Source organism: Halomicrobium mukohataei DSM 12286, assembly GCF_000023965.1.
Taxonomy (GTDB): Archaea; Halobacteriota; Halobacteria; order Halobacteriales; family Haloarculaceae; genus Halomicrobium; species Halomicrobium mukohataei.
Genome location: NC_013202.1, coordinates 929,668 through 947,743, shown reverse-complemented (window position 1 = coordinate 947,743; position 18,076 = coordinate 929,668). Strand labels below are relative to the sequence as shown.

Annotated in this window: 24 protein-coding genes; 10 read left to right on the top strand and 14 right to left on the bottom strand. The window is 65.9% G+C overall.

Annotation, left to right across the window (positions count from 1 at the left end; genetic code table 11):
- Positions 1-19: 19 nt before the first annotated feature.
- From priL to HMUK_RS04690, 6 genes are all read right to left on the bottom strand, one after another.
- Positions 20-1,108, bottom strand: coding sequence for a DNA primase regulatory subunit PriL (gene priL, locus HMUK_RS04715; RefSeq protein WP_015761968.1), 1,089 nt, complete (start codon positions 1,106-1,108; stop codon positions 20-22).
- Positions 1,109-1,163: 55 nt separating this feature from the next.
- Positions 1,164-1,904: a beta-ketoacyl-ACP reductase gene (locus HMUK_RS04710; protein WP_015761967.1), complete on the bottom strand. Its 741-nt coding sequence runs from the start codon at positions 1,902-1,904 to the stop codon at positions 1,164-1,166.
- Between the two features lie 85 nt (positions 1,905-1,989).
- Positions 1,990-3,384 (bottom strand): class III poly(R)-hydroxyalkanoic acid synthase subunit PhaC, encoded by a 1,395-nt coding sequence (gene phaC / locus HMUK_RS04705; RefSeq protein ID WP_015761966.1) that lies wholly within the window; start codon positions 3,382-3,384, stop codon positions 1,990-1,992.
- Between the two features lie 3 nt (positions 3,385-3,387).
- Positions 3,388-3,933 (bottom strand): poly(R)-hydroxyalkanoic acid synthase subunit PhaE, encoded by a 546-nt coding sequence (locus HMUK_RS04700; protein ID WP_015761965.1) that lies wholly within the window; start codon positions 3,931-3,933, stop codon positions 3,388-3,390.
- A 39-nt stretch (positions 3,934-3,972) separates the two neighbouring features.
- Positions 3,973-4,524: a hypothetical protein gene (locus HMUK_RS04695; RefSeq protein ID WP_015761964.1), complete on the bottom strand. Its 552-nt coding sequence runs from the start codon at positions 4,522-4,524 to the stop codon at positions 3,973-3,975.
- Between the two features lie 3 nt (positions 4,525-4,527).
- Positions 4,528-4,830, bottom strand: a complete 303-nt coding sequence (locus HMUK_RS04690) for an AbrB/MazE/SpoVT family DNA-binding domain-containing protein (protein WP_015761963.1) — start codon at positions 4,828-4,830, stop codon at positions 4,528-4,530.
- Between the two features lie 271 nt (positions 4,831-5,101).
- Here HMUK_RS04690 and HMUK_RS04685 point away from each other — a divergent pair, with 271 nt between their 5' ends.
- Positions 5,102-5,659: a MaoC family dehydratase gene (locus tag HMUK_RS04685; RefSeq protein WP_174259131.1), complete on the top strand. Its 558-nt coding sequence runs from the start codon at positions 5,102-5,104 to the stop codon at positions 5,657-5,659.
- On the opposite strand, the gene HMUK_RS04680 is transcribed toward HMUK_RS04685, so the two are convergent.
- The gene (locus HMUK_RS04680) at positions 5,656-6,495 is read right to left on the bottom strand and encodes an alpha/beta fold hydrolase (protein ID WP_015761961.1); all 840 of its coding nucleotides are present in this window, start codon (positions 6,493-6,495) and stop codon (positions 5,656-5,658) included. The genes HMUK_RS04685 and HMUK_RS04680 overlap by 4 nt on opposite strands.
- 132 nt (positions 6,496-6,627) lie before the next feature.
- Between HMUK_RS04680 and lpdA the strand changes: the two genes are divergently transcribed.
- The 5 genes from lpdA (at position 6,628) to HMUK_RS04655 (ending at position 10,579) form a co-directional block, all read left to right on the top strand.
- Complete coding sequence (gene lpdA, locus HMUK_RS04675; protein WP_015761960.1) at positions 6,628-8,046, top strand: dihydrolipoyl dehydrogenase; 1,419 nt, start codon at positions 6,628-6,630, stop codon at positions 8,044-8,046.
- A 111-nt stretch (positions 8,047-8,157) separates the two neighbouring features.
- Positions 8,158-8,772 carry a hypothetical protein gene (locus HMUK_RS04670; RefSeq protein WP_015761959.1) on the top strand — a complete coding sequence of 205 codons (615 nt, stop codon included), beginning with the start codon at positions 8,158-8,160 and terminating at the stop codon, positions 8,770-8,772.
- A gap of 46 nt (positions 8,773-8,818) precedes the next feature.
- Complete coding sequence (pheA, locus tag HMUK_RS04665; RefSeq protein ID WP_015761958.1) at positions 8,819-9,637, top strand: prephenate dehydratase; 819 nt, start codon at positions 8,819-8,821, stop codon at positions 9,635-9,637.
- A gap of 82 nt (positions 9,638-9,719) precedes the next feature.
- Positions 9,720-10,121 (top strand): Hsp20/alpha crystallin family protein, encoded by a 402-nt coding sequence (locus tag HMUK_RS04660; protein ID WP_015761957.1) that lies wholly within the window; start codon positions 9,720-9,722, stop codon positions 10,119-10,121.
- A 2-nt stretch (positions 10,122-10,123) separates the two neighbouring features.
- Positions 10,124-10,579, top strand: coding sequence for a peroxiredoxin (locus HMUK_RS04655; protein WP_015761956.1), 456 nt, complete (start codon positions 10,124-10,126; stop codon positions 10,577-10,579).
- A gap of 164 nt (positions 10,580-10,743) precedes the next feature.
- Here the strand turns inward: HMUK_RS04655 and HMUK_RS04650 are convergent, their stop codons facing one another.
- Positions 10,744-11,328: a signal peptidase I gene (locus tag HMUK_RS04650; protein ID WP_015761955.1), complete on the bottom strand. Its 585-nt coding sequence runs from the start codon at positions 11,326-11,328 to the stop codon at positions 10,744-10,746.
- Between the two features lie 106 nt (positions 11,329-11,434).
- Between HMUK_RS04650 and HMUK_RS04645 the strand changes: the two genes are divergently transcribed.
- Positions 11,435-11,614 carry a DUF7535 family protein gene (locus HMUK_RS04645; RefSeq protein WP_015761954.1) on the top strand — a complete coding sequence of 60 codons (180 nt, stop codon included), beginning with the start codon at positions 11,435-11,437 and terminating at the stop codon, positions 11,612-11,614.
- On the opposite strand, the gene HMUK_RS04640 is transcribed toward HMUK_RS04645, so the two are convergent.
- A complete protein-coding gene (locus HMUK_RS04640) occupies positions 11,604-12,596 on the bottom strand; it encodes an alanine dehydrogenase (RefSeq protein WP_015761953.1) in 993 nt (330 codons plus the stop codon). The genes HMUK_RS04645 and HMUK_RS04640 overlap by 11 nt on opposite strands.
- Before the next feature lie 102 nt (positions 12,597-12,698).
- Between HMUK_RS04640 and HMUK_RS04635 the strand changes: the two genes are divergently transcribed.
- The 3 genes from HMUK_RS04635 (at position 12,699) to HMUK_RS04625 (ending at position 13,930) form a co-directional block, all read left to right on the top strand.
- A complete protein-coding gene (locus HMUK_RS04635) occupies positions 12,699-13,220 on the top strand; it encodes a universal stress protein (RefSeq protein ID WP_015761952.1) in 522 nt (173 codons plus the stop codon).
- 134 nt (positions 13,221-13,354) lie between these two features.
- Positions 13,355-13,651, top strand: a complete 297-nt coding sequence (locus HMUK_RS04630; protein WP_015761951.1) for a hypothetical protein — start codon at positions 13,355-13,357, stop codon at positions 13,649-13,651.
- A 54-nt stretch (positions 13,652-13,705) separates the two neighbouring features.
- Positions 13,706-13,930 (top strand): hypothetical protein, encoded by a 225-nt coding sequence (locus HMUK_RS04625; protein WP_015761950.1) that lies wholly within the window; start codon positions 13,706-13,708, stop codon positions 13,928-13,930.
- Between the two features lie 24 nt (positions 13,931-13,954).
- Here HMUK_RS04625 and HMUK_RS04620 read toward each other — a convergent pair whose 3' ends face one another.
- The 5 genes from HMUK_RS04620 to HMUK_RS04600 all read right to left on the bottom strand — a co-directional run bounded on the left by HMUK_RS04620 (position 13,955) and on the right by HMUK_RS04600 (position 17,993).
- Positions 13,955-14,164 (bottom strand): DUF2061 domain-containing protein, encoded by a 210-nt coding sequence (locus tag HMUK_RS04620; protein ID WP_015761949.1) that lies wholly within the window; start codon positions 14,162-14,164, stop codon positions 13,955-13,957.
- 339 nt (positions 14,165-14,503) lie between these two features.
- The gene (locus tag HMUK_RS04615) at positions 14,504-15,046 is read right to left on the bottom strand and encodes a putative phosphothreonine lyase domain-containing protein (protein ID WP_015761947.1); all 543 of its coding nucleotides are present in this window, start codon (positions 15,044-15,046) and stop codon (positions 14,504-14,506) included.
- 341 nt (positions 15,047-15,387) lie between these two features.
- Positions 15,388-17,061: a thermosome subunit beta gene (gene thsB, locus HMUK_RS04610; RefSeq protein ID WP_026190156.1), complete on the bottom strand. Its 1,674-nt coding sequence runs from the start codon at positions 17,059-17,061 to the stop codon at positions 15,388-15,390.
- A gap of 176 nt (positions 17,062-17,237) precedes the next feature.
- Entirely contained in the window at positions 17,238-17,630 is a 393-nt protein-coding gene (locus HMUK_RS04605) for a DUF7383 domain-containing protein (RefSeq protein ID WP_015761945.1), read from the bottom strand.
- A gap of 84 nt (positions 17,631-17,714) precedes the next feature.
- Positions 17,715-17,993 carry a hypothetical protein gene (locus HMUK_RS04600; RefSeq protein ID WP_015761944.1) on the bottom strand — a complete coding sequence of 93 codons (279 nt, stop codon included), beginning with the start codon at positions 17,991-17,993 and terminating at the stop codon, positions 17,715-17,717.
- Positions 17,994-18,076 lie beyond the last annotated feature (83 nt).

Sequence of the window (18,076 nt, the reverse complement as noted above, 5' to 3'; positions counted from 1 at the left end):
ATCGCCGTCGGACGCGTCGTCAGGCCTCACCGTCGTCGTCGTCGGCCTCGTTCTCGCGCCAGTCTTCGACCTCCTCGTCGTCGGTCTCGTCGAGCCGGTGTTCGTAGTAGTTCAGCGGATGTGACTCGTTGATCTCGTCCTCGCAGATGTCGTCTTTCCCCTTGCAGTCGCCGTAAGACTGCATCGTCGCACACGAGGGTGTCGAGTACTCCGTGGGACTCGTGTCACCGCGGATGTGATCGACCTGATAGCGCGTCGCTTCCTCGCCGAAGCCGGGGTTGACCTGGAACAGCTCGACGATCTCGTCGGTCGTCATCCCGATCGAGGTCAGGAAGGCCGCCAGCGCGAACCGCGAGTGGTGCTCCAGGTGCTCGCCCTTCTGGACCGCGTCGAGGAGATGCTGCATACAGGGCGGGAACAGGTCGGGAACGACCGTGTCGATCTCGCGAGTCAGATCCATCTCCGACAGCGTCGCCTGGATCGACTCGACTTCCGCGTCGAGCTCGTCCGCGATGGCGTCCGGCACCTCGAAGGGCAGGCCGTCGTCGATCCGGTGGCGAATCGCCTGCTTGAGCAGCGTGTGGAGCTCTTCGGTCGTCACCGGCACCTCGCCGTCGGTCAGCGTCCGGTTGACCAGTCGCCACTCGTCGCCCCACTGGTCGGCCGCCAGTTCGAGGTACGTCCCCACGTCGATCCGGTAGCGGTCCGCGGTCTCGTGGACGGCGGCGGTGAGGTCGAACTCCGCGAGCAGCGCCGACAGCGACAACGACTCGCTGTCGCCGTAGCTAAAGGTGTCTTCGGCGGTAAACTCCTCGACGAACCGCTCGCGAGCGGCCTCGGCCTCGGCCTGGGCGTACTTGCGCGTACAGACCGGCGTGTTCACGAGCGAGACGAGCACGCGCGCGACCGGGTACGACAGCAGTTCCACGCGCGTGCGTCGGTGGGGATCGCCCACGCTCCCGTCGGTGATCGCCCACTCGACGCGCTCGCGGGCGCGCTCGACGACGACCTCGTCGGTGGCGACGACCTCACCCAGGTCGACCGCCGCTTCCTCGACGGCGTCGCGGGCCGACTGCAGGAACGGGTAGCGCGCGTGGAGCGGTTGCATCGCCCGTCCCTATCACGCGGGGGCGAATAAATTCGGTGATCGTTCCGTCGAGGTGCTACCAGTCCATCCCGCCGTTGACGCCGATCACCTGGCCGGTCATGTAGCGCGACTCCGGGCTGGCGAGGAAGCGCACGACGGGGGCGATGTCCTCGATCGTTGCGAACCGGTCCAGCGGGATCCGCTGGAGGATCCGCTCCTGGACGCGCTGGGGGACCTCGTCGAGCATGTCCGTCGCGACGAACCCCGGCGCGACGCAGTTGGCTGTCGATCCGGTGGCTGCCATCTCCAGGGCCAGCGTCCGGGTGAACCCGAATAGGCCGGACTTGGCCGCCGCGTAGTTGGCCTGCCCGTAGTTGCCCTGCTGGCCGACGACCGAGGAGACGTTGATCAGACGGCCGTCCTCGGCCTCGCAGATGTCGTCGTAGAAGCAGTGGCTGACGTTGAACACGCCGCCGAGGTTCACGTCGATGACGGCCTCCCAGTCCTCGCGGGTCATCTCCCCGAAGGTCCGGTCGACCGTGATCCCGGCGTTGTTGACGACCACGTCGACCGGGCCGACGGCGTCGTGGATCCTCGTGTGCATCCGTTCGACGGCGTCGTACGACGACACGTCTCCCCGAACGGCGACCGCCTCGCCGCCGTCGGCCTCGATCTCGTCGACGACCGCCTCGGCCGCTCGTTCCGAGGAGCGATAGTTGACGACCACGGTCGCTCCGTGGGCCGCCACGTCCGTGGCGATCCCGCGTCCGATCCCGCGAGAGGAGCCGGTCACCAGACAGGTCTGTCCGTCGAGCATATCAACCAGTTCACACCCGGCCGTGAAAAGCGGTCCGCCGGACGATACCCACGAAGGAAAGTGATGTTCCGGTCGAGGCGTCCGGCTACAGCTGGTCGAGCCAGTCCCGGACCCGAGACTCGGTCGTTTCGGCGATCTCGGCCAGTTCGGCCGCGTCGTGCCCTGCGAGGTCGTCGACGGTCTCGATGCCGGCCTCGCGCAGGCGGTCGGCGTAGGTCGGACCGATCCCGTCGACAGACGCCACGTCGGGAGCGTCCGCGGCACTCTCGTGGGCCGCTTCCCCGTCGTCGCTCTCGGCAGCGTCGTCTGCCGGCGACTCCACGTCGATCGGGACGGCCTCGTCGCTGTCGTCGTCCGACGCTTCGGCCTGTCGGTTGCGTTCCTTGTACCAGTCACACACGTCGGGCCAGAGGTTCTCGTGGGTGCTCGACGAGACCGAGAGGCCGATGTGGCCCGTCGAGAACTCCATCGTGGTCACGTCCTCGGAGCCGACGACCTCGTTGAACGGCTTGGAGGCCTCCGGTGGGATGAGGTGGTCGTACTCCCCCATCAACTGGAGCATCGGCATGTCGATGTCGTCGAGGTCGACGTGTTCGCCGCCGATCTCCAGTCGATTGTTGTAGAGGTCGTTGTCCTGGTAGATCTTCTCCAGGAACTCGACGTAGGCCTCGCCGGCCACGTCGACGCCGTCGGAAAGCCACTGCTCCATCCGGCCGAAGTTCCGGACGAACCCTTCGTTCTCGATGTTCTCGGCCAGGCGGATGTACTTCGAGACGTAGTTGTCGACGGGGTCCATCAGGGCAAAGCCCACGTCGAGCATCTCCGAGGGGACGTTGCCGAACGTCTCGGTCACGTCCTCGGGATCGTAGTACTCGTCGGAGCCCCACTCTTCGAGGACGCCGCCGGTCTGGTCGAAACAGAGTCCCGCGGCCATCAGTCCCAGCGCGTTGACCTTCTCGGGGTGCAGCGCCGTGTAGATGACCGACATCGTTCCGCCCATGCAGTAGCCCAGAATATTGATCGCGTCCTGGCCCGAGCGCTCACAGACCTCGTCGACGCAGTTCTCGATGTAACGGTTGACGTAGTCGTCGAGCGTCAGATGTTGGTCGAGCCGGGAGGGCTCGTTCCAGTCGATGAGGTACACGTCGTGGCCCGCCTCCAGCAAGCGGCGCACGACCGACCGCTCTTCCTGCAGATCGAGGATGTACGGGCGGTTGATCAGCGCGTAGATGATGAGGATCGGGACCTCCTCTCTGTCCTCCTCGGGGACGTCGATCCCGGCGGCCTCGGCGTCGTAGTGGAGCAGTTGGAGCTTGTTCTCCTCGTACACCACGTCGCTGGGCGTCTCGCCGACCTCGACGGACTGCATCGTCTCGATGCGTTCGGGCGCGACGCTGGCCTGGTCGGTGGCCTCCGTCATCGCCTCCAGGGACTGGCGCTGCCAGTCGAGTGCTGCCGTGAAGGGATTTGCGGGCGTCATGTGTTATTCCTCGAGGTGGTCGAGGATGCGGTCGAGTTTCTGTTCGACCTCGTGCTGGCGACGCTCCAGCTCGACGAGCCGTTCGCCGACCTCTTCGACGTCCTCACGCGTCGAGAAGCCCATCTGGGCGATCGAGTCCTGAGCCACGTCGTCGGCCTGCTGGCGCATCTCCATCATGGTCTCGACGAGCTGGCCGTTGGCGGCGGCGAACGCGGAGGTGCCCATCACGTGTTTGAACGCGTCGTTGGCCGACGAGAGCCAGATGTCGCGGAACTCCGTCGGGTCCACGTCCTCGCCCTGGGCGGCGTCGCCGGTGCGTTCGAGCATCTTCTCGGCGGCGTTCATCCACTCCTCGTAGGCCTGGTTGTACCCCTGGATGCCCTCGGCGACGTTTTCCTCCTCGGGGATCGAGTCCTCGACCGCGTCGGCCCACGACTCGACGAAGGCGGCCTGTGCCTTCATGTTCTGTTCGACCGACTCGGAGACGGCCTCGTTCATCTGTTCGACCATCTCCGTCCACTCGTCTTGCATCTGGTTCGTGTCACTCATAGTAAGTTGTTGATGTGCAGAACAAAAAGGTGCGACGGTTTAGGCCTCGACGGCGTCGGCGGCCTGTTCCTGGACTTCGCGGACCTGTTCCTGGACCTCTTCGACCTGGTCCTGGAGGTCTTCGAGCTGGTCGCCCCACTGCTCGACGGCCTCGACGGACTGGTCTTCGAGGTCCTCGTGGGCCTCGACGAGCAGGTCGATCTGCTCGTCGAGCGCCGCGACGACGTCGCCGGTCATCTCGTCGTAAGTCTCCGCGCCCTCGTGGAACTCCGCTTCGACGTTCTCGAAGACCTCGGCGTGGTTCTCCAGCAGGAACTCGTACTGCTCGTCGACGGTCGTTCGGATCTCCTCGACGGTGGGTGCGACGCCGGGGACCGTCGACTCGACGGTGTCGAGGTAGTTGTGGACGGCCGTCTGTGCGAGTTCGACGCCGCGTCGCTGTGCCGACTCCTGGCTGTCGAGGCTGCCGAGCATGGCCTCGTTCATGTTCTTCTGGAACTCGATGCTCTGTTTGAGCGCCTTCTGGCTCTGCTCGATCGTCGCGCGCTGCATCTCGAACGCCGTGGTGACTGGGGTTGTGTACTGGCTCATAGGTTACTCCGTGCGGTTCCGCTTGACCGGGAGAACGACTGTCTGGACGATGTCGCCTTCCTCGATGTCGAGGGCCTCTCGCTCGGCGTCGGGAATGGAGATGCGTCCGCCGCTCTGGACGCGGGTCTTGAACGTCGCCATCTGGCTCATCGCACCGAGCTGGTTCATGTCGAAGCCGGGCATGCTGCTGCCGGCAGACATCATCTGCTGGAGCATCTCCTGCTGGGATTCGATCGCCTGCTCGCTCGCTTCCTGCATTCCCTTGAACATCGGGGGCCACATCGTGACATCGTTCTCGTCGGTCATCGGGTACTACACTCTATTCCTTTCAACGACATAAAGCTTCCGTTCATCACCACTGACTACCATCAGATGTCATCAGACGGCAACCGACCTGGCAACGAGACGGAGGTTCGCGGGCGGAAATGCGCCGTTGTCGAGCGGTAGGAGCCGTCTGAACGACGAACAGCGACTACCACCACCCTTTAATATCGGAGGAACCAATGCTCTTCCAGCAATGAGTTCTGAATCTCACGACAACCCGCTGTTGGACACGTGGACAGAAACGTCCTCACACATGTTCAACAGCGTGGTGGCGGCCAATCGGGCAGCGTTCGCGGCGTTCGGCGTCCGACCGGACGACGACGGGGACGGCAAGCCGCTCCCGGCAGAACGCATCGAGGCCGACGAGGACCTCCCCGAGTGGCACGTCGAACTGAGCGCCGACAACCCCGACCGGCTCGGGGTCGGTGATCGCGTCGAGTTCACGAAGCGGATCTCCGACAACGACGTCAAGCAGTTCGCGGCCGCCAGCGGCGACACGAACCCCCTCCACCTCGACGACGACTTCGCCGAGCAGACCCGATTCCGCGGCCGGATCGCGCACGGCACGCTCGTCGGCGGACTCATCAGCGCCGCCCTCGCGCGGCTGCCGGGGCTGACGATCTATCTCTCGCAGGATCTGGAGTTTCACAACCCGGTCCGCATCGACGACCGTCTGACGGCCGAAATCGAGATCGTCGAGGATCTGGGCGACGACCAGTACCGCCTGACGACCCGCGTCGTCGACGACGGCGACGTGGTCATCGACGGCGAGGCCGTCGTCCTCATCGACGAGATGCCCGACGAGAGCTAGAGAAACGCCGTTACCGCTCGATTGAACCGCTCTGGGTGTTCCCTGTGTGGCCAGTGCCCACAGCCCTCCGCCGCCAGGAACTGCCCGTCTGGTAACAGCTCACTCGCTCGTTGCGACCACGATACCGGGAGCAGCGGGTCCGCCGAGCCGTGGACGAGCAGCGTCGGAACGTCGAGCTCCGAGAGCCGTTCCGTGTAGTCGGTCCGGAGACCGTCGGCCTGGAACTCGTGGCGCTGCCAGCTCCGGAGCGTCCGCATGGTCGCCGGTGAGATCGTCTCGTACACGTCGTCGACCAGTTCGTCCGGCAGGGTCGCCCCGGACATCGTCCGGAGGCTGGTCCGGACCGCCGCGCGCGTTCCCATGCTCCCCCAGAGCAGGCTGTCCGCGAACGGGATCCGGAGGGCGAGACTGGCACCGGTCCGCCAGTACGCGTCGGCACCGAGGCCGTAGCTGTCGACGAGCACCAGCCGCTCGGGGCGACCGCCGTCGAGCGCGTGGCCGAGCGCGACCGCACCACCCATCGACACGCCGACGACGCTCGCGCCGGCGAGACCGAGTTCGTCGACGAACGCCGACAGTGTGTCTACGTAGTAGTCCGTCGTATACGTTCGGCGGGGCTTCTCGCTCTCGCCGTGGCCCGGGAAATCGAGCGCGTAGACGGTGTACTCCTCGGCCAGTGCGGGCAGCGCGTACCGGCCGGACACCGCCGCCGCGTCGAGTCCGATCCCGTGCAAGAAGAGCAGTGGCGGTCCGTCACCGGCAGTGAGATATCGGACGGTGACGTCGTCGCCGTCGACCGACAGCGTCGTGATGTTCGACTCGATCGACTCGTTCATCGCCTCGGAGTCGGGGACTGAGAGACATGAGGCTTCGGACTACTGACAGCGACGGCCGTCGACGCCAGCGACGGCGGCCGACGGCTGGCCGGGGACAGTCGTCTTTTTCAGGCGGCCGTGTGAGGCATCGGTATGGTCGTCGGAGACGTAACGACAGGAACGGAACTGCTGGTCGTCGGCGGCGGGCCGGGCGGGTACGTGGCCGCCATCCGGGCCGCTCAGCTCGGCGTCGACACCACACTCGTCGAGCGAGACGCCTACGGAGGGACCTGCCTCAACCACGGCTGTATCCCCTCGAAGGCGCTGATCTCGGGGGCAGACGTGGCCCACCGGGCCGGCCAGGCCGAGGAGATGGGCGTCTACGCCGACCCGGCGGTCGACCTGTCCGGGATGGTCGAGTGGAAAGACGGCGTCGTCACCCGGCTGACGCGGGGCGTCGAGTCGCTGGCGAAGTCGGCCGGCGTGGAACTGATCGAGGGCGAGGCGACGTTTACCGGCGAGCACACCGCACGGATCGCCCACGGCGGCGACGGACAGGGCTCGGAGACCGTCGAGTTCGAGCACGCGATCGTCGCCACGGGGAGCCGCCCGATCCAGGTCCCCGGCTTCGAGTTCGACGCCGACCCGATCCTCTCCTCGAAGGAGGCACTCGCACTGGAGTCGCTGCCCGAGCGGCTCCTGGTCGTCGGCGCGGGCTACATCGGCATGGAGCTGTCGACGGTGTTCCAGAAGCTCGGCAGCGAGGTGACCGTCGTCGAGATGCTGGACGAGGCACTGCCGGGCTTCGAGGACGATATTGCCACGCTGGTCCGGGAACGGGCCGAGGAGATCGGCGTCGACTTCTACTTCGGGGAGGCGGCCGACAGCTGGGAGCAGGCGGGCGAGGAGATCGTCGTCCACACGGAGGACGAAGACGGCGATCTGACGCGGTTCGACGCCGAGAAGGCACTCGTCGCAGTCGGTCGCCAGGCGGTCACTGACGGGCTGGGACTGGACGAACTTGGCATCGAACCCGACGAGGACGGGTTCCTGGCGACGGACGAGCAGGCCCGGACCGACGCCGAGCACGTCTTCGCCGTCGGCGACGTGGCCGGCGAGCCGATGCTGGCCCACAAGGCGATGGCCGAGGGCGAGGTCGCCGCCGAGGTCGTCGCGGGCGAGCCGGCCGCACTGGACCACCAGGCGATTCCGGCCGCGGTCTTTACCGAACCGGAGATCGGGACCGTCGGCATGACCGAAGCGGAAGCCGCCGACGCCGGGTTCGACCCCGTCGTCGGCCAGATGCCGATGCGGGCCAACGGCCGCGCGCTGACGGTCGACGAGAAAGCGGGGTTCGTCCGGATCGTCGCCGACGACGAGACCGGCTTCGTCCTGGGCGCACAGATCGTCGGCCCGGAGGCCTCCGAGTCCATCGCCGAGGTCGGCCTGGCAATCGAGATGGGCGCGACGCTCGAAGACATCGCCGGCACGATCCACACCCACCCGACGCTCTCGGAGGCCGTCCACGAGGCCGCGCTGGCGGCCCGCGGCGAAGCCATCCACACGCGGTAACGAACCCACCGGAACTGGCCTGTACCCGTATTCTTTCCGCAACAACCGGCGAATATTGAAGGGAAAGCGTTAAGTCTGAGATTAAGAAAGGCATGCCTAACGAGACGACAGATGTCACCTGAACAACAGCGCAGCGACGGAATCACCGACGCCGTCCTCTCGGATTCGGCCTACGAGCGGGTGCGCGTCCTGCGGGACTCGCTTTTCACACAGCCGATCCCCTGGAAGCTGCGCGTCCAGGGACTCCTGCTCGCGGTGCTTGCCGCGACCGTGCCACTCTACTGGCTCTATCCCGACAGCGTCACCGGCTATCTGACGACGACCGACCCGATGACCGCGACGCCGAAGGTCGCGCTGCTCGGCGCGTTCGGCGGGACGATGGTGCTTTTCTCGGCCGCCTTGCTCGTCGGGGCGGCGCTGTACCGCGTCGAGCACGCGCCCCTGACCGAACAACAGGCCTACCAGGTCCTCACCGTCGAGGACTTCGCCGGTGGCGTCAGCCTCGCAATGGGCGGGTTCGCGATCGCGATCACGACCGGCTCGATCGCCATGGGGCTGTTCGGCGGCGACGCCGTCGGGTCCTACGTGGCGACCATGGGACAGAATCCCCTCGCGGGCTCGGTGTACGGGCTGTCGCTTGGCTCCGTCGGCATCGGGGCGCTGTCTGCCAGCGCCGTCGTCCTCGTGGCACACTGGTACGTCGACCGTCGCTTCCGGCGACTGTAGCCGCGCGACCACGATTCTTTTCACGTCGAGCGCTGTACCGGCTGGTATGAAGATGCTCACGCTGGGGCCGGCCGGAACCTACTCGCACCGGGCAGCCCGCTCGGTCGCCGACGACGACGAGATCGAGTTCCGAGAGTCGCCGACCGCCATCGTCGAAGCGGTCGCGGGCGGCGAGGCGGATCGCGGCGTCGTCGCCGTCGAGAACAGCATCGAGGGATCGGTCACGGAGAGCCTCGACGCCTTCGCGGGCTACGAGGTCGCCGTCGTCAAGGAGATCATCACGCCGATCCGTCACGCGCTGCTGGCCCAGCGCGGCGACTTCGAACTGGTCGCCAGCCACGCCCAGGCGCTGGCCCAGTGTCGGTCCTACCTCGACGCCAACTACCCCGACGCCAAGCTGGAGGCCGTCGCCTCCACCGCTCGCGGCGTCGAGCGCGCCCGCGACGACCCGTCGGTCGCCGGTATCGGCCACCCGGACAACGGCGGCGAGGGCACCGATCTGCAGGTGCTGGCCGAAGACATCCAGGACCAGTCCTCGAACGCCACGCGCTTCGTGGTCGTCGCGCCGCTCGCCGAGCGGTCCGACGCGGGCTCGAAGTCCTCGCTGATCGTCTACCCCAACGTCGACTACCCCGGACTGCTGCTGGAGATGCTGGAGCCGTTCGCCGACCGCAACATCAATCTCACTCGGGTGGAGTCTCGCCCCAGCGGCGAGCGGCTGGGCGACTACGTCTTCCACGTCGACGTGGAGGCCGGCCTCTACGAGGAACGGACCCAGAAGGCACTGGCAGACATCGAAGCCATCGCCGAGAAGGGATGGGTGAAGCGACTGGGCTCGTACGACTCCGAGACCGTCCTGAATTGATCGCCAGCGAAGGGCCCACGGCGTGACCGCCGGCCCAGTACGAGCGACGGTTTTTATCCCGGTTCCGAGCCAACAGGTACGCATGGACGACTCGACACCGACAGATCCCTTCGAAGAGCTGGAACGGGCCTTCGACCTCGTGAGCGAGCAGTTCGGCACCGAGCGCACGGGCGTTCCCGTCGACGTGCTCGATACGGGCGAGGAGATCGTCGTCCGCGCCGACCTCCCGGGCCGGTCCAGCGACGCCATCGACGTGACCCTCGAAGACGACACGCTGCTGACGATCAGTGCGGCCGACGACGAGCCGGACCGAGACGGTCGCTACGTGAAGCGGGAACGACCCCGACAGGCCGCCCGTCGGACGGTCCGCCTCCCGGAGGCCGTCGCTCCCGAGGCGACGACCGCCAGCTACGACGACGGCGTGTTGACCGTCGAGCTGGGCAAGCAGTCCAGCGACGGCGGCACGTCGATCACGGTGGAGTGACGATGGTGCTCGACACGGGCTCGGACGCCCCGGCGATCAGCGCCCGGAACCAGTGGGGCGAGCGCGTCGAGCCCGACTTCGGCGGTGCGACGGTGCTTTACTGCTACCCGCGAGACGACGCCGCCGGCTGGACGACCCAGGCCCGCCAGTTCGACGACCACTACGACACCTATCGAGACGCCGGAATCCCCGTCTACGGCGTCTCGACCGACGACGTGGACGGCCACCGCGCGTTCGCCGAGGACCACGACCTCGCGTTCGACCTGCTGGCCGATCCCGACGGTGAGATCGCCGACGCCTTCGGCGTTGCCCTCGACGACGGGCGCGTGGCCCGGACGACGTTCGTCATCGCCGCGGGGCGCGTCGTCGGCCTCTACGAGGGCGTCCGGCCGGACGGCCACGCTCTGGACGTGCTCCGGGATCTGGCCGAGCTCGGCCTCGTCGACCCCGCCGAGTGACTCATACTGCCGGCTGTAACTGTTTCGGGAGATTCGCGAGCACGGAATCGCGAAATTCTGTACAGACGTACAGCCGACAGTGTAGTAGCCATTGAAAATTAATGCACACCCGATCGCGCGACGGCAGTGCGATCGGTGTGTAAATCGTTTCAATCGTTACTATATCACCGCCCGCGCCAGAACAACACCGCACCCGCGGCAAGCACCAGCAGCTCCATCGACGCTGGCGGGAGGCCGACGGGACTCGTCCGGACGGCGCTGCGAATCGTCATCGAGACGGTCCCGAGACCCGACAGCGAGACCACGCGCCCGTCGACCGCGAACACCTGCGCGACGATGCGATCGCGCGAAACCGGCGGTTCGCCGGCCTGCTGGTCGGTGACGGGGTTCGCGTCGCCTTTCGTCACGAACCCCCCGTCGGTCCGGCCGACGATCCGGTGGGTGACCAGTCCGCCGGCCTCGATCTCCTGGGAGCGGTAGACGATCACGTCGCCGGGATCGGGATCGTCGGCGACGGCCGCCGGCACCGCGACGAACCCGTCACCGGTCGACAGCGCCGGAGCCATGCTCCCGCTGTTGACGTAGCTGATCGGGGCGATCTGTCCGAACACGCTCACGAGGACGAACGCGGCGAGCAAGAGGGCGACCGCCCGCCAGACCACGCGCGAGCCGGGGACCGGCGACCGAGATTCGGGAGGACGCGCGGGACCGCGACCGTGGCTCGGATGTCGATCACTCACACCGTACATATGTGGTCGAAACTACATAATTGTTTGTGAGTGATTACCACAGACTGGCGGCGTGTCGTCGATAGAACCCGAGAGCATTATCAACGCAGGCGTCGAACGTCGAGACATGGCAGCAGAAACCGACGGCGGCTCCGGACTCCGGACGGTCACGCCACTGGCCAACGAGAGCGACGACAGTCAGATGAACGCGATCGGCTGGCTCATCTTCGCCGGCATGCTCGTCGTCATGCTCCCGGTGTTGCCGATCCTCGCACTGATCTGGCTGGTCGACAAGCTCACGAACTGAGGTCGGTCCCGACGAGTTCGAAGTCGGTCCCCGATCCCCCGTCACTGGCGTTCTCGTAGGCGACGTGGGCACAGGCCACGTCCTGGATCGCCAGCCCGGTCGAGTCGAAGACGGTCACGCCGTCGATCCCGTCTCGACCGGGTCGATCGCCGACGACGAGATCACCGAGTTCCGCGTGGATGTCGTCGTCGTCCAGTCGCCCCTCGCTCCAGGGGACGTTGATCTCGCCCGAGTGAGTACACTGCTCGTAGTCGTCGATCACGATCGTCGCGTCGAGCAACACCTCGTCGGCGATCTCGTGTTTCCCGGCGGCGTCGGCTCCGATCGCGTTGACGTGGGTCCGGTCGCCGACGGCGTGGATGATCGGCTCCGAGACGGGCGTCACCGTCGAGAGCACGTCGCAGGCGGCGGCCTCCTCGATCGTCCCGCCGCGCACGTCGAAGCGGTCCGAGAAGTGATCGACGAACGCCTGCACCGCCGCCTCGTCCTGATCGGCGACGACGACCGTCTCGATGTCACGGACCTGGGCGATGGCTTCGAGCTGGGTGTAGGCCTGCACGCCCGCACCGACCAGCCCCATCGACGAGGCGTCGGGGACCGCGAGGTGGTCGGTCGCGACCGCCGACGCCGCGCCGGTCCGCTTCTGGGTGAGGAGCGTCCCGTCCATCACGGCGAGCGGGAAGCCGTTGCGGGGATCGGAGTAGATCAGCGTCCCCAGTACTGTCGGGAGGTCGTACGAGTCGGGATTGTCCGGGTGGACGTTGACCCACTTGAGCGCCGCGGCGTCCCACTCGTCGGCGGCGACGTAGGCCGGCATGGAACGAAAGTCGCCGTTGTACTGGGGGAGATCGACGTAGGACTTGGCCGGCATGACGACGTCGCCGCGTGCGTACGCACCGAACGCGTCGGAGACGGCGGCGATCACGTCCGCGAGCGGCGTGTGTTCGTCGACAGCATCTGGTCCGAGCAGTAAGGTCTGCATACGTCTGCCTGTGTCCCCCTCTCACTTAGTCACTGGGCGAGGTGGTACGGAACGACTTACAATACGCTCGCTCGCCGGAGGTTTTCGTGAGGTACGATAGCAATGTACGACGTTCTCATGCCGATCGACAGCGACGAGGAGCGTGCGATGGGGCAAGCTCGGGCTATCAGCGAGTTGCCGGCCGTCCGCGACCAGATCACGGTGACGCTGTTGCACGTCTTCGACGACGAGAGCGTCGCCGAGAACACGTCGCCGACGCAGATCACGGCCGGTCGCAACGTCCAGGAGTGGTTCCGGGACCGTGGGATCACCGTCGAGACGATGAGCACTAGCGGCGACCCGTCGAGCGAGATCCTCGACGCGGCCAGTCGGATCGGAGCCGACCAGATCGTCCTCGGCGGTCGGAAGCGATCGCCGCTGGGCTCGCTGCTCTTTGGGAGCGTCAGCCAGGCCGTCATGCTCGATTCGGAGATTCCGGTGACGATCACCGGCGGGCTCGACGAGCGAACGCAGCCGACCCATCGATGTCCGTCCTGTGGCGAAGAGTACTACGGCGACCCCGGAACCGAAATCGCGACGTGTCGCAGTTGTGGCGGTTCGAAGGTCGAAGCCGTCGACGCGTAGCCGGGACCGATCGGGGCACGCCGATTCCTCGCCGCGGTGTGGCCGAGTGAGACCGAACCGGCCGACGACCGGCCCGACGCGTCCGGGCCACGAGGAGACGGAAACTGGTTGTTCGTCGTCACACACACCCCGGTATGGTCCCCCTCCAATCGCTGTCGACACAGATCGCCGACTGGCTCGACCTCGTCGCCACGCTGTTGGCACCGGGCGTCGTCGCGACCGTCCTCTGGACGCCCTTTCTGGTCGCGAAGCGCGTTCGCTCGCTGTTCCGGACGCTCCCACCCACGAGGTCGGTGCTCCCGTCGTACGTCCTCGCCGGCCTCTGTGGGTCGCTTCCGTTCGTCGGCGGACTCCTCGCCGTGTTCGCGAGCGGTGCGTCGAACGACCCCCAGACGGGCGCACAGCTGATACTACCGGCTGTAAATCTGTGAACGATTTCGCCACCCCGGGGTGGCGAAGATCTTCACGAAGTTACAGCCGGCAGTATGAGCAACAGCCTGATCGACGTCGCGGTCGTCGGAACGATCGGCTACGCCGTCGGCCTCCCGGCCGTCGCCGCGCTCGGGCTCCCACGAGCGGGACTGGACTGGGATCCCACCGGCTACGGGGCGTCGACGTGGCTGTTGCTGGCAGTCGGCGGCGTCTGGTACTCGCTGGTGTTCGCCGTTCCGCTCGTGTTGCTCGGATTCGTCTTCGCACTCCCCACCTGACTGAAGATGGTCACTCTCGATCGGTCACTCCGGTTGGGCCAGCCCCCACTCGATGCTGCTCCACTGCCGTTCCCAGACGTAGTACAGCACCGTCTTCGCGACCGCGGCCGAGAGTCCGATCTTCGCCGAGGCCCCGAACTCGCCGGTAAAGAGGACGGCGACCCCGAAAACCACACTCGTGGCGAACAGGCGATAAGAGGCAGCCTTCAGGATCGATCGACGGTGGGTCTCCACGGTGTCATATCCCTCAAATCACGGAGAGTGATCGCAACCGGTCAGTCGCCGGCAGCAGGCACTGAAAACGGATCATGGCAAAAGACAGAACGAAGACGCTAAAAACTAATTAAGTGTAATTAGAGAGGGTGCCATCCAGACGACCGACACTTCGCCGTCTCGATTGCCTCGACACACCCAAACCTTCCCTCGGGTTTAGTCATCCACACCACAACCTGTCGGTCGGCGTACGAGTCGGGACCGTGTTCGAAGATGGCCGCGACGTGGGCGACGAGCATCGCCTTGGCGTCGGAGGGTGTGGCCGGTCAGATATCGTAGTCGGCAGTCATCGAATCGCTCTCACTCGACGTATCGAGCAGGGGTCGAAAGCCCGAATTTACCGACCGTGGTCGCGTCGATACCCTTCTTCGTGTAGATGTCGGGCTTGTAGTACAACTCCCCAGTCTCGCCGTACTCCGTGCGGATGTAGTCCCTGACGCGGTGAACGTCTCCATGGTCGAAGTAATTCGGTGTGTAGACGGCCAGGACGTACTCATCGTACATCGGGAGGTTCTCGAAGCCGAACGTCGTCATGGCCTTGACCGCCCAGACGATTCCGTCCTCAGCGTCGGCGACGAGCTTCGGAAACAGGTCTTCGATTCGTTCAGGCGACCCCGTGATCTGCCACTTCCCGGTGAGAATTTCCTGGTCGAGTGCGTCACGATCGATCTCCCGAACGGTGTCGCTGTCTGCTTGTGGGAGATCTGCGGTGGTCATCTCGTCGGCGCGTAGGATATCGTACTCCGAGAAGTAGTCGTCGCCAGCGACCGTCGACGAGTCACTCACATCTCGACTTCGGAGCCAGTACTGCTCTCGATTTTCGATTTCGAGTGGTGATCGCATACACCGAGTGTCTTCATGAGGGTTGTATAAATATACGAGCCAACCGGAGTGAAAGTAAAAGTGAACGCAAGGACCCAATACTGCGAGCGTCCGGGCGACCGAGCGGTCCGAAGGACTCGGCAGGTCGCCCGGTTCTCCGGTCGCGAAGGGACCGGTCGGGGCGAGTAACTACCGCGGCGCGGACGCGCCGCGACTGGAGCCCGACGCGCTTTTTCCCCAAGTTTTCGCGAACGAGCGGCCGTTAGGCCGCGAGTGTAGCAAAAAGTGGGCTTGCCTCGCGTGTCGCTCACTCCGTTCGCTCCCGCTCGGCAGTTCGGAGCGCCTCGCTGCGCTCGCCGCTCCTACATCATGCCGCCCATGCCGCCGCCCATACCGCCCATGCCGCCGGGCGCGCCGCCGGGACCGCCTTCCTCGTCGCCGCCACTGGTCGAGAGGTCACCAGCAGCGATGATGTCGTCGATTTTGAGCACGAGGTTCGCCGCCTCGGCAGCCGACGAGATCGCCTGTCGCTTCGCGTGGGCCGGCTCGACGACGCCCTCGTCGAGCGTGTTGACCACGTCACCGCTGTACACGTCGAGGCCGGCCTGTACGTCGCCGCCCTCGTGGGCGGCGCGCAGGTCGACCAGCGAGTCGATGGAGTCCAGTCCCGCGTTCTCGGCGAGCGTGCGCGGGATGAGTTCCAGCGCGTCGGCGAAGGCCTCGACGGCCAGCTGTTCGCGGCCTTCGACGCCGTCCGCGTAGTCTCGCAGGCGGCTGGCGAGTTCGACCTCGGGTGCGCCGCCACCGGCGAGGATCTGGCCGTCCGCGACGGTCGAGGCGACCACGTCGAGCGCGTCCTGGACGCCGCGTTCGAGTTCGTCGACGACGTGGTCGGTGGAGGCACGCAGGAGGAGCGTGACGCCGTGTGCGTCCTCGCCCGCGCCTTCGACGTAGAAGAGCTCTTCCTCGGTGTCCCGGCGGACGGAGCCGTGGCCGAGGTCGTCGGCGGTGGCGTTGTGTACGTCGGAGACGATGTTCGCGCCGAGCACCTCTCGGAGGAACTCGATGTCGGACTTCTTGGCCCGTCGGACGGCGAGGATGCCCTCCTTGGCGAGGTAGTGCTGGGCCATGTCGTCGATGCCCTTCTGGCAGAAGACGACGTTCGCGCCGGTCGCGGCGATGGCGTCGACCATCTCTTCGAGCTGCTGTTCTTCCTTGTCGAGGAAGTTCTGGAGCTGGCTCGGGTCGTCGACGGAGAGCTGTGCGTCGACTTCGGTCTCGTCGAGCTCGATCGGCGTGTCGAGCAGGAGCACGTCGGCGTCGTCGACGGTGGTCGGCATCTCCTCGTGGACCGGGTCCTTGTCGACGACCGCGCCCTCGATGAGCTCCGAGTCCGAGACCGCGCGACCGGTCTGGGTCTCGATGTTGAGGAACTCCAGGTCGGCGATGACCGAGCCGTCCGCGGCCTCGACGGTGACGGCGTTGACCGCGTCGACGATGAGCTGGGCGAGCAGCTCCTTGTTGAGCTCCGCGCCCTTCCCCGTCATCGAGGTCTCGGCGAGCTTCTTGAGCAGTTCCTCGTCGTCGGGATCGACGGACGTGGCGATCTCGCCGATCTGGTTCTTGGCTTCCGTCGACGCGAGGTCGAAGCCCTTGATGATCGCCGTCGGGTGAATGTCCTGTTCGAGGAGCTCCTCGGCGTTTTTCAGCAGTTCGCCCGCGATGGAGACGGCGGTCGTCGTGCCGTCGCCGGCCTCGTCTTCCTGGGCCTCGGCGACCTCCACGATCATCTCGGCGGTCGGGTTGTCGATGTCCATCTCCGTGAGGATAGTGACGCCGTCGTTCGTGACGGTCACGTCACCGAGCGAGGAGACGAGCATCTTGTCCATCCCCTTCGGGCCGAGTGTCGATCGGACCGACTCCGCGACCGCGCGGGCCGCCGAGATGTTGTGGCTCTGTGCGTCCTTGTCCTTCATCCGCTGGGAGTCCTCTCCCAGAATGATCATCGGCTGACCCTGCATTTGTCGCTGGCTCATAATCGTTCGATTGATTGAATGTGCTTCTATATAAAAGTACGGGATTTGCCCCGTCGGCGGGATTGCCGAATCGACGACCAGGAGAGCAGAAACCGGGGGACGACGCCCGAACGACACGAATATCGTGGGAAGTGTTGCCACGGGGAGGCCCCCAGCTCCCCCATCTTTTATATGCTCTAATCGACCGGTTCCTTCCAGTTGACCGTGAGCGTCCCGACGACGAAGCTGTCGTCGGTCGTCGTATCGCGCTGGAACTGGAGTGTGTTCTCGCCCTCGCGCAGGCGTGCCGACGTGACGGTGTCCATCCAGTACTGCCAGCCCTGTCCCGTCGGGAGGTCGAAGCCAGACAGCGCCTGGCCGTTGATCAACAGCTCGTGGTCGTAGCTGCCCACGTCGTAGACCTGCATCTGGACGTACGGCTCGACGGGATCGGCCGTCGGCACGTCGAAGGTGTGTACGTCGCTCTCGTCGGCCGAGAACGTCGCCCACGGTACGTCGAGCGCGTTCGGGTCCGGCCCCAGCTGTTCCTGCAAGGACACCATCGCGTAGTTCGCGCGGTAGTCGGTCATGGTCGATCCCTCGCCCGGCGTGCCCTTAGCTGTCGGGGCCACTCGCCGCTGCTCACGAGATCTCCGAGGGCGCGTCTGGACCGGTCACACACCGATCGAGAGCGCGATCGACAGCGCCAGCGCCACGAACAGGAACAGGCTCGCACCGATCAGGAGGTACGCTTCCGGGCCGTACTCGGTGACGATCGGGTTCTCCTCGTAGCGCACCAGTCCGTAGAGGCTCCCCAGCACGAGCATGGCGGCACCGAGCAACTGGACGACGGTTGGCAACGTCAGCGTGAACGGGGAGACGAGGCCGAGCTGTGCGACCAGGAGGAGACTGACCCCCAGGAAACACAGGGCGACGACACGGGAGGGATGCATCTGTCGGCAGACACGCGACCAGGGACCGAAAGGGCTGTGAAACGACCGCCCTCGAAGTGGTGAAATCTCCCTGCCTCGGAGGT

Bases quoted from the DNA above. Each gene is read 5' to 3' on its own strand.
- HMUK_RS04700 (WP_015761965.1), bottom strand. From the start codon at position 3,933: ATGAGTGACACGAACCAGATGCAAGACGAGTGGACGGAGATGGTCGAA.
- lpdA (WP_015761960.1), top strand. From the start codon at position 6,628: ATGGTCGTCGGAGACGTAACGACAGGAACGGAACTGCTGGTCGTCGGC.
- HMUK_RS04650 (WP_015761955.1), bottom strand. From the start codon at position 11,328: ATGTACGGTGTGAGTGATCGACATCCGAGCCACGGTCGCGGTCCCGCG.
- HMUK_RS04635 (WP_015761952.1), top strand. From the start codon at position 12,699: ATGTACGACGTTCTCATGCCGATCGACAGCGACGAGGAGCGTGCGATG.
- HMUK_RS04660 (WP_015761957.1), top strand. From the start codon at position 9,720: ATGGACGACTCGACACCGACAGATCCCTTCGAAGAGCTGGAACGGGCC.
- HMUK_RS04630 (WP_015761951.1), top strand. From the start codon at position 13,355: ATGGTCCCCCTCCAATCGCTGTCGACACAGATCGCCGACTGGCTCGAC.
- HMUK_RS04695 (WP_015761964.1), bottom strand. From the start codon at position 4,524: ATGAGCCAGTACACAACCCCAGTCACCACGGCGTTCGAGATGCAGCGC.
- HMUK_RS04690 (WP_015761963.1), bottom strand. From the start codon at position 4,830: ATGACCGACGAGAACGATGTCACGATGTGGCCCCCGATGTTCAAGGGA.
- HMUK_RS04685 (WP_174259131.1), top strand. From the start codon at position 5,102: ATGTTCAACAGCGTGGTGGCGGCCAATCGGGCAGCGTTCGCGGCGTTC.
- HMUK_RS04605 (WP_015761945.1), bottom strand. From the start codon at position 17,630: ATGACCGACTACCGCGCGAACTACGCGATGGTGTCCTTGCAGGAACAG.
- priL (WP_015761968.1), bottom strand. From the start codon at position 1,108: ATGCAACCGCTCCACGCGCGCTACCCGTTCCTGCAGTCGGCCCGCGAC.
- phaC (WP_015761966.1), bottom strand. From the start codon at position 3,384: ATGACGCCCGCAAATCCCTTCACGGCAGCACTCGACTGGCAGCGCCAG.
- HMUK_RS04625 (WP_015761950.1), top strand. From the start codon at position 13,706: ATGAGCAACAGCCTGATCGACGTCGCGGTCGTCGGAACGATCGGCTAC.
- HMUK_RS04710 (WP_015761967.1), bottom strand. From the start codon at position 1,904: ATGCTCGACGGACAGACCTGTCTGGTGACCGGCTCCTCTCGCGGGATC.
- HMUK_RS04680 (WP_015761961.1), bottom strand. From the start codon at position 6,495: ATGAACGAGTCGATCGAGTCGAACATCACGACGCTGTCGGTCGACGGC.
- HMUK_RS04600 (WP_015761944.1), bottom strand. From the start codon at position 17,993: ATGCATCCCTCCCGTGTCGTCGCCCTGTGTTTCCTGGGGGTCAGTCTC.
- pheA (WP_015761958.1), top strand. From the start codon at position 8,819: ATGAAGATGCTCACGCTGGGGCCGGCCGGAACCTACTCGCACCGGGCA.
- HMUK_RS04645 (WP_015761954.1), top strand. From the start codon at position 11,435: ATGGCAGCAGAAACCGACGGCGGCTCCGGACTCCGGACGGTCACGCCA.
- HMUK_RS04640 (WP_015761953.1), bottom strand. From the start codon at position 12,596: ATGCAGACCTTACTGCTCGGACCAGATGCTGTCGACGAACACACGCCG.
- thsB (WP_026190156.1), bottom strand. From the start codon at position 17,061: ATGAGCCAGCGACAAATGCAGGGTCAGCCGATGATCATTCTGGGAGAG.
- HMUK_RS04615 (WP_015761947.1), bottom strand. From the start codon at position 15,046: ATGCGATCACCACTCGAAATCGAAAATCGAGAGCAGTACTGGCTCCGA.
- HMUK_RS04655 (WP_015761956.1), top strand. From the start codon at position 10,124: ATGGTGCTCGACACGGGCTCGGACGCCCCGGCGATCAGCGCCCGGAAC.
- HMUK_RS04670 (WP_015761959.1), top strand. From the start codon at position 8,158: ATGTCACCTGAACAACAGCGCAGCGACGGAATCACCGACGCCGTCCTC.